Raw genomic sequence first — 1,571 nt, 5'->3', positions numbered from 1 at the left:
AAAGATAAGAAAGTATAAAAATTTGGGTCTACCACAGTCATTTAAGCTGTGGTATTTTCATTTTATGGAGACCAATATATTGAGAAGAATATTTTTTGATAAACACCAACATTGGGAAGCTTTCAAAAGAAAACACGGTGCTAAAATCCGCCCTATCGTAATTAAGGAGGTTGAGAAATTTCGAGATTGTGGGGATATCAAAAATGGATTTAAGTTATTTGTGTGTGAAGGTTGTCATGATGTGCGAAAGGTTCCTTACCGATGTAAAGGTCGATTTTGTACCACGTGCTCTGTTGGAGAAAGTGAAGAATGGAGTAGGTTACTTACTGAAGATGTTCTTCAGGTTAATCATCGGCACGTAATTTTTACGATTGATGAAGGACTAAGAGATGTATTTCTCCTTCACCGACATCTATTAAAAGATTTAATGGATGCTTCTGCAAGACTACTTACTGACTTCTTCAAAAAGAAAGCAAAGGTAACACCTGGGATTATTGCTGGACTCCACACTTTTGGTTCAAGGGTCAACTTCAATCCTCACGTACATATGTTAGTTACAATGGGTGGATTAACAGAAAAAGGAGAATGGAAGCAGTATGATTTCTTGCCATTTACGATGCTTCGTAAACAATGGCAAACGGTCGTATTAAAATTAATTAGAAACGGAGTTTCACCAAGAGAAAAGAAAAGAATCCAACCGAGACTTCAAAAGGCGTTCACCAATAATGGCGAAGGCTTCTATGTGTATGCACCTAAACAGAGGGGAAAAATAAAAGAACAACTTCGTTATATTGGCCGTTATATTCGTCGACCAGCGATTGGAATCAATCGGATTGAGGCATATGATGGGCAATTCGTTACGTTCAAATATAAGGATAAAACTGACGGAAAAGACAAATCCGAAACCGTAAGTGTCGAAGAATTTATTTCACGTTTAATTCGCCATATCCCAGACGAGCAATTTAAAACTATTCGGCATTACGGTATGTATTCTAGAAGATCAAAAAACTTGTGTAAAAAAGTGTTGAGTACTTGGCAACAAAAAGCAAGACGTTGGGTTGTAAAAGTTAAGAAAACCTTACGTCGCCAGACGTGGCGTGAAAGAATAGTAGCCAGTGGCAAGAAAGACCCTCTCGTTTGTCAGAGGTGTGAATGTTACTATGAATACAAGGGGGAAGTCTGCCTCGAGGATGGTAAATTAGAAATAAAAGTGGCGTTATGTAAAACAACAAGAGCATATTTAGAAAGGGTGATCAACGATCTCACCGGTATCAAAAACCCGCAAAAAAGGAAAGAAAAAGAAGAAAAATACAACCATAAACCAGTCCAAGAAACAGAGCGCCAACTATGTTTGTTTGGCGTGTCATGAGAAAGAAGAGATTCCTATTAACGTGGTAAGGGATTTCGATTTAATGGATGATGGAGATCCGACAACTCCTCCTATGTTTGCATGTGAAAAATGTGGGGGTGAAATGTATCCTGAGTATTATAAAGGGGTACATGGCATAGAGTACAAATTATCGGATATTCTCTAACCATGAAAAGGACCGGGCTATGCCCGGTTTTTCTTA

General features: G+C 38.2%; 1 protein-coding gene. It reads left to right on the top strand.

The genetic code is table 11. From position 1 onward, the window contains the following. The first annotated feature begins 64 nt into the window (after window positions 1-64). Window positions 65-1,369, top strand: a complete 1,305-nt coding sequence (locus M3600_RS28290; RefSeq protein WP_072501996.1) for an IS91 family transposase — start codon at window positions 65-67, stop codon at window positions 1,367-1,369. Window positions 1,370-1,571 lie beyond the last annotated feature (202 nt).

Origin of the sequence: Niallia sp. MER 6, assembly GCF_023714395.1 — a bacterium.
GTDB lineage: Bacteria > Bacillota > Bacilli > Bacillales > Cytobacillaceae > Niallia.
Note: the sequence above shows the minus strand (reverse complement) of the source record. Positions and strands in the feature narration are given on the sequence as shown.